This is a genomic window from Arthrobacter sp. P1_A5 (assembly GCF_056406825.1).
The window spans coordinates 1-7,734 of sequence record NZ_JBFTZL010000176.1; the positions used below are offsets into that span (position 1 = coordinate 1).

6 protein-coding genes are annotated in these 7,734 nt (G+C 68.0%); all 6 read left to right on the forward strand.

Annotation, left to right across the window (positions count from 1 at the left end; translation table 11 throughout):
• Positions 1–117 precede the first annotated feature (117 nt).
• Positions 118–2,796 (forward strand): alanine--tRNA ligase, encoded by a 2,679-nt coding sequence (alaS, locus tag AC1D1S_RS17495; protein WP_476995048.1) that lies wholly within the window; start codon positions 118–120, stop codon positions 2,794–2,796.
• A 10-nt stretch (positions 2,797–2,806) separates the two neighbouring features.
• On the forward strand, positions 2,807–3,391 hold the full coding sequence (gene ruvX / locus AC1D1S_RS17500; protein ID WP_476995049.1) for a Holliday junction resolvase RuvX: 585 nt from the start codon (positions 2,807–2,809) through the stop codon (positions 3,389–3,391).
• Positions 3,388–5,142, forward strand: a complete 1,755-nt coding sequence (gene mltG, locus AC1D1S_RS17505; protein ID WP_476995050.1) for an endolytic transglycosylase MltG — start codon at positions 3,388–3,390, stop codon at positions 5,140–5,142. The genes ruvX and mltG overlap by 4 nt, the downstream gene beginning before the upstream one ends.
• Entirely contained in the window at positions 5,139–6,050 is a 912-nt protein-coding gene (locus AC1D1S_RS17510; protein WP_243177369.1) for a shikimate dehydrogenase, read from the forward strand. Before mltG ends, AC1D1S_RS17510 begins: the two co-directional genes overlap by 4 nt.
• A 26-nt stretch (positions 6,051–6,076) precedes the next feature.
• A complete protein-coding gene (gene aroC, locus AC1D1S_RS17515) occupies positions 6,077–7,276 on the forward strand; it encodes a chorismate synthase (protein WP_028276469.1) in 1,200 nt (399 codons plus the stop codon).
• A 53-nt stretch (positions 7,277–7,329) separates the two neighbouring features.
• Positions 7,330–7,734 (forward strand): shikimate kinase (locus AC1D1S_RS17520; RefSeq protein ID WP_476995051.1); only part of this gene is annotated, 405 nt, incomplete at its 3' end.

Consider the following 7,734-nt stretch of genomic DNA (forward strand, 5'->3'; position numbering starts at 1 on the left):
CCCGGTGACGGGCACCAGATTGACGGGCCCGGATCAATGCCGGTCCTCAGCTTGTCCCGCGCAGCACAGACGCGGGCCACCTAACGCAGTGAATATTGAAGGGTAAGAAAACAGCTCATGAAGTCGCAGGAGATCACCAAGCGCTGGATCGACTTTTTTGTCAGCAAGGGGCACACCGCCGTGCCCTCCGCCTCCCTGGTCTCCAGCGACCCGTCCCTGCTGTTCACGGTGGCCGGCATGGTCCCGTTCATCCCGTACCTGACCGCCCGAGAGGAGGCCCCCTACCAGCGGGCCACCAGTGTGCAGAAGTGCATCCGGACCGGTGACATCGAGGAAGTGGGCAAAACCGCCCGCCACGGCACGTTCTTCCAGATGTGCGGCAACTTCTCCTTTGGCGACTACTTCAAGGAAGACGCCATCAAGTTCGCGTGGGAGCTCCTGACCACCAGCGTGGACGACGGCGGGTACGGACTGCCGCCGGAGCGGCTCTGGGTCACCGTCTATGAAGAGGACGACGAGGCCGAGCAGCTGTGGCTGAAGAACACCGGCATGCCGGCCGAGCGGATCCAGCGCATGGGCAAGTCCGACAACTACTGGTCCACCGGCCAGCCCGGCCCCGCCGGTCCCTGCTCGGAGATCTACTACGACCGCGGCCCGTCCTACGGCGTCGAGGGCGGCCCCATCGCCGATGAAAACCGCTACGTCGAGATCTGGAACCTCGTGTTCATGCAGTACCAGATCGACAACGTCCGCTCGAAGGTGGATTTCGACATCACCGGAGAGCTGCCCAAGAAGAACATCGACACGGGCCTGGGCATGGAGCGCCTCGCGATGATCCTCCAGGACGTCGAGAACATGTACGAAACGGACCAGGTCCGCCCCGTGATCGACCGGGCCGCGGCCCTCTCCGGCCGGGAGTACACCTCCGCGGAGTCCGCCGAGGACCCGCACCACACGGACGACGTCCGCATGCGCGTCGTTGCCGACCACATCCGCTCGGCCCTCATGCTGATCGCCGACGGCGTGACCCCCTCCAACGAGGGCCGCGGCTACGTGCTGCGCCGCCTGATCCGCCGGGCCGTCCGCTCCATGCGCCTGCTCGGCGTCGAAAAGGCCTGCCTGCCGGAACTGCTGCCCGCCTCGCGGGACGCCATGAAGGGTGTCTACCCGATCGTCGAGACCGACTTCGAACGCATCAGCCGGATTGCCTACGCCGAAGAGAAGGCGTTCCTGCGCACCATCGCCTCCGGCACCGCCCGCCTCGAGGACGCCGTCAAGGAATCCAAGGCCGCCAACCAGCCGCTCTCCGGCGCCGACGCCTTTGCCCTGCATGACACCYACGGCTTCCCGATCGACCTGACCCTGGAAATGGCCGAAGAGGCCGGGCTGAAAGTCGACGAGCCCGAGTTCCGCAAGCTCATGCTCGAGCAGCGCCAGCGCGCCCAGGCCGACGCCAAGGGCAAGAAGGGGTCGCACGCTGACCTCAGCGCGTTCCAGGAGCTGCTGTCCGCCGGCGAGACAGTCTTCACCGGCTACACCGAGCTCCAGGGCGAGTCCAAGGTCCGCGGCATCCTCTCCGGCGGCCGGAAGGTCGCCCAGGCCTCCACCGGCGATGAAATCGAACTGGTCCTGGCCGAGACGCCGTTCTACGCCGAAGCCGGCGGCCAGGCTGCCGACACCGGGCTGATCACCGGCGACGGCTTCGTCGTCGAGGTCCTGGATGTCCAGCGCCCCGTCAAGGGCCTCAGTGTCCACAAGGCAATCGTCCGCGAAGGCGAAATCGGTGCCGACTCGCTGGTTCAGGCCGCCGTGGACCGGGAACGCCGCCACGCCGCGGAGCAGGCCCACACCGGCACGCACATTGTGCACGCTGCCCTGCACCAGATCCTCGGCCCGGAAGCCCTGCAGCGCGGCTCCTTCAACAAGGCCGGCTACCTGCGATTCGACTTCGCCTGGGGTGAGGGCCTGAGCGCCGCCACCCGGTCCGAGATCGAGGAAGTCTCCAACATCGCCATCCGCAACAACTTCCGGGTGGAGACCAAGATCATGGGGCTTGCCGAGGCCAAGGCGCTCGGCGCCATGGCATTGTTCGGCGAGAACTACGGCAACGAGGTCCGCGTTGTGGAAATCGACGGCGCCTGGTCCCGGGAACTCTGCGGCGGCACCCACGTCGAGAACACCTCGCTGATCGGCAGCCTGTCCCTGCTCGGCGAACAGTCGGTCGGCTCAGGAAACCGCCGTGTCGAAGCCTTCGTGGGCATGGACGCGTTCCGGCACCTGGCCGCGGAGCGGGCGCTCGTCACCGAGCTCACGGAAATGCTGAAGGTTCCCTCCGGGCTGCTCGCGGACCGGATTTCCAACACCCTGACCAAGCTCAAGACGGCCGAGAAGGAACTTGAGCGGCTGCGCAAAGAGCAGCTCACTGCCGCCGCAGCCCAGCTGGTCGGCACCGCCCAGGATGCCGCCGGCGTCAAGGTCATCGCGCACGACGCCGGCCAGGTCAGCGGCGCGGACGACCTGCGCGGCCTGGCCCTGGACCTGCGGACGCGTCTCGGGTCCGAGGCCGCCGCCGTCGCGGTGGCCGGAGTCAGCAACGACCGTCCCGTGATCCTGGTCGCCACCAACGAAGCCGCCCGGGCAGCCGGAGTCAAGGCCGGTGCCCTGGTGCGCCTCGCCGCAGGCATCCTCGGCGGCGGCGGTGGCGGCAAGGACGACGTCGCCCAGGGCGGCGGGACCGACGCAGCCAAGGTCGGTGCTGCCCTCGGCGCCGTCGTGGACGCCATTACCAGGCGATAGCGGATCCCACGTGTCTGAAGCTGCTGTGGCCGGCGTCTACCCCCGGGGCGTGAAGCTCGGGGTGGACGTCGGCACCGTCCGTGTGGGGGTGGCCGTCTGCGACCCCGACGGAATCCTGGCGACGCCGCTGCGCACGCTGGCGCGGAACGTGAAGAAGAACACTGACGTGCGAATCCTGGCTGCCCTGGCCGCGGAGCTGGACGCCGTGGAGATTTTCGTGGGACTGCCGCGCACCATGAAGGGCGAAGAGCACGCCTCCGCCAGGATGGCGACCGAGTACGCACAGCTGCTGGTACTGGCCCTGCAGGACGCCGGATCCGAGGTGCCCGTGCGCCTGGTTGACGAGCGGCTCAGCACCGTGAGCGCCCACCGCAACCTGCACGAAGCTGGCATGAGCAGCAGGAATCACCGTACAGTTGTTGATMAGGTTGCGGCGGCAGGTATTCTGCAACATGCGATTGATATGCAAAAGGCCAGGGGAACGGAGGTCGGAAACCGCGTGTACGCGGAGTCTGCGCCGGGGCCGACCGGAGGCGGCGCACAGACCGGCCCGGCAGTACAGACGCACTCTTCAGAAAATGGAAGGCTACAGTGAGCCCGGTCAACAGTGATGACTCCTCCGGTGACGCCCTTGGTGGCGCCGGCCGACCGCTGACGCGCAAAGAAATCCGGGCCCGGGAAAAGCTTCTGGCCACCCAGGGCCACAACGTGATCCCGCCGCAGGCTTTTGAGACGGGACCGGACGTTCCGACGCCGGCAACGGCACCGGCACAGGAACAGGCACAAGACAGCGAACTGCCGCAGGCCGCACCGGAACTTCCCGACGCGGCACCGACAGTGCACGAAGAAGCCATTCGTGAAGAGCCCGTGCACGAAGAAGCCGTGCGTGAAGAGCCCGTGCGCGAAGAAGCCGTGCGTGAAGAAGCCGTGCGTGAAGAGTCCGTGCGCGAAGAAGCCGTGCACGAAGACTTCACGCAGCTGATCCCTGTCCGTGATGTACCAGTCCACGAAGTACCTTCCCGCGACGAGCCCGTCCGCGAAGACGCTGGCCACGAGGACGTCGTCTATGCGTCAGCGGGCCGGCTCGGCCACGGGGCCAGCCACGATGCGGCTGCCCATGACGCCGGCGTCCACGATGGCTACGCTCCGCACCCCCACGACGCGGCCCACCATCTCTACGACAGCTCCGTTGACCCCCAGGCACAGCCGCACCCGGAGGCCGAGTACCACGGCGACCCGGGCGAGGAGCTGATGGCCGGAGCGGTCCGCTACGACAAGGGACCGTCCAAGAAGGTCCGCCGGCGGCGCCGCTTCCTGGCACTGGTGCTGACCCTGACGGTCTTCGTCGTCGCAATCGCCGTCGGCGCACAGTTCCTCAAGCCCCTCCTGGGCGGGGACACCATGGCCGACTACCCAGGCCCCGGAACCGGTGAGGTCACCATCACGGTCGAACCCGGCGCCGGAACGCGGTCCGTGGCCACCGAACTTCAGTCGAAAAAGGTCGTGGCCAACGCGGACACCTTCCTCAAGGAGTTCACCGCATCCGGCGGTGCCCTGAACCCCGGCACGTTCTCGATGCGCCAGGAAATGAAGAACTCCGATGCCGTGGATGTCCTGCTCAACAAGGGCCAGAGCAAGGTCATGTACTTTGCGCTCAGCGCCGGGCTGCGGATCGGCGAATCCCTGCAGGCGATTTCCGAGGGCACCGGGATTCCTGTTCAGGATCTGAAAGCGCTCAGCGATGCGCCCGCGCAGTTCGGCGTCCCGGCCAAAGCCAAGAACCTCGAGGGCTACCTGGCGCCGGGGGAGTACCGCTTCCCGTTGGGCTCCTCCGCCAAAGACATTTTGCAGAAGCTCGTCGGCAGCACCCAGGATGAACTCAAGGCCCAGGGCGTTACCGATCCCGCGAAACAGTACGACGTCGTGACCGTGGCCAGCATCGTCCAGGCCGAAGGCGGCCAAGCCGAATATGGTGACGTCGCCGGCGCCATCTACAACCGCCTCAAGCCCAACAACACCGAGACCAACGGGCTCATCCAGTCCGATGCCACCGTCACCTACGGCCTGGGCATCCGCAGCTTCCACATCGACGAGGCCCAGAAGGCTGACAAGTCGAACCCGTACAACACCTACGCCAACCAGGGGCTGCCCGCCGGCCCCATCGGTTCCCCCGGCAAGACGGCCATTGACGCCGCCGCCAAGCCCAAGTCCAACAGCTTCCTCTACTGGGTCACCATCAACCTGGACACCAAGGAGACCAAGTTCTCCAAGACGCTCGCGGAACACAACGGCTACGTGGCGCAGTACAACGCCTGGTGCGAGGCCAACCCGGGACGCTGCGTATGACGCTGCGGGCGGCCGTCCTCGGGCATCCCATCAGCCATTCGAAGTCGCCCGCGCTGCACCGGGCCGCGTACGCCCACCTGGGCGTGGATATCGCCTACTCCGCCATTGACGTGACCGAGGCCGCCCTGCCCGATTTTATGAGGCAGGTCAGGGACGAGGTGCGCGCTGACGGTTCCTGGCGCGGCCTGTCGGTCACCATGCCGCTCAAATCGGCCATGGTGGCGGAAGTGGACGAGGTCCGGGGCGTGGGGCGCGCACTCGGGGTCGTCAACACGGTTGCGTTCGAATCAGACGGCGGCAGTGCCGGCCACACGCGACTGGTCGCGTACAACACCGACGTCACCGGGATCGTCAACGCGCTCCGGCACGCGGGGGCAGCCTCGGCGCCCACCGCCGTGATCCTCGGCGGGGGCGGGACCGCGGCAGCAGCCATCGCGGCGCTCAAGGAACTGGGGGCGGTGTCCGCCGAAGTGTTCGTCCGCGATGTCAGCCGCGCGGCGGAGGCCCGCGCGGCCTCCGCCGCCGTCGGCGTCCCCGTCCGGGTGCTTCCCCTCGCCGGGGCGGCAGCCGCCGTCGCCGCGGCCGACGTGGTCATCTCCACGCTGCCGCCCCGCGCTGCAGACGCACTGGCCGGTGAACTGGCCGAAGAGCTGGCKGCGAAACGTCCAGGAGAACTGCCTCCGCATGGCAGCCCGGGCGTCCTCCTGGACGTCGCCTATGATCCATGGCCCAGCCGGATCGCCGCGGTCTGGCAGGAAGCCGGCGGAACGGTGGTCCCCGGCCTGGAAATGCTGATCTACCAGGCGGTGGAGCAGGTACGGCACTTCACCGGGCTGGGCGGGGCCCTCCCTGCCGGTGTCACAGATGTGATGTGTGACGCAGTCGGGGCGCCCCGACGGGTGTTCTAACCGCCCGACATGGCAGGATGGAATGTATGTTGCGTTGGTTGACTGCCGGAGAATCCCATGGCCCGGCACTGGTCGGAATAATTGAAGGCGTGCCCGCCGGTGTGGAACTCACCAGCGCCCACATCAGCGAGGCGCTGGCCCGCCGCCGGCTCGGCTATGGCCGCGGCGCCCGGATGAAATTCGAGCAGGACGTGGTCACGATCCTCGGCGGAGTCCGCCACGGCCTGACCCAGGGCGGCCCCGTCGCCATCCAGGTCGGCAACACCGAATGGCCCAAGTGGGAACAGATCATGTCCTCCGATCCCGTGGAGCCCGAAATCCTGGCCGACCAGGCCCGGAACGCCCCGCTGACGCGCCCGCGGCCCGGCCACGCAGACTTCACCGGCATGCAGAAATACGGCTTCGACGAGGCCCGCCCGGTCCTGGAGCGCGCCAGCGCCCGCGAGACGGCCACGAGGGTGGCACTCGGCACGGTCGCCGCGGCCTTCCTCAAGCAGCTCGGCATCGAGCTCGTCTCCCACACCGTATCCATCGCCAGCGTCGCCGTGCCGGAGGGCCGGCCGCTGCCGGTGCCGGGCAACGTGCTCGCCCTGGATGCCGACCCGCTGCGCTGCTTCGACCGCGAAACCTCGGACGCCATGGTGGCCGAGGTCGACGTCGCGCACAAGGAAGGCGAAACCCTCGGCGGCGTCGTCGAAGTGCTTGCCTACGGCCTCCCCCCGGGACTCGGCAGCTACGTGCACTGGGACCGGCGCCTCGACTCGCGTCTGGCGGCCGCCCTCATGGGCATCCAGGCCATCAAGGGCGTTGAAGTCGGCGACGGCTTCCTGACCGCCGCGCGCCGCGGCTCCGCCGCCCACGACGAGATCGTCAAAGACGCGGACGGCAAGATCATCCGTACCTCCAACCGCGCAGGCGGGATCGAGGGCGGCATGAGCATTGGCGATGTCCTGCGCGTCCGTGCCGCCATGAAACCGATCGCCACCGTGCCCCGCGCGCTCAGGACGGTCGACGTCAGCACGGGGGAGGCCGCCAAGGCCCACCACCAGCGCTCCGACGTCTGTGCCGTGCCGGCCGCCGGTGTGGTGGCCGAGGCCATGGTGGCCCTCGTGATCGCCGAAGCGGTCGCGGAAAAATTCGGCGGTGACTCCGTGCAGGAGACCGCCCGCAACATCAAGGGTTACCTGGACAGCATTCCGGCGTCCCTGGACTCGATCGGCCACTAGTGCCGGCCGGGAAAACCGACGGGCCGTCCGTCGCGGCGGCGCCCGCGGCAAATATCGTTGGCCCGGTGGTCCTGATCGGACCGATGGCCGTGGGCAAATCGGCGATCGGACAGCAGCTCGCCGAGCACTTGGGGTGCGCCTTCATGGACACCGACGCCCTCGTGGTGGCCCAGCACGGGACGATCGCCGAGATCTTCGCCAGCCGCGGCGAGCACGCCTTCCGCGAAATGGAGGCCCGGGCCGTGGCCCAGGCCATCGAAGAGGCACAGGGCGGCACCGCCGTCATTTCGCTCGGCGGCGGGGCCGTCCTTGATTCCGGTACCCAGCAGCTCCTGGGCCGCTGTACCGTTGTTTACCTCGAATGCGACGCCGAGACTGTAGCGGAACGCATCGCCAGAAATTCGGGCCGGCCGCTCCTGGCCGGCGACGCCATGGGCCGGTGGCGGACCTTGTTCGCC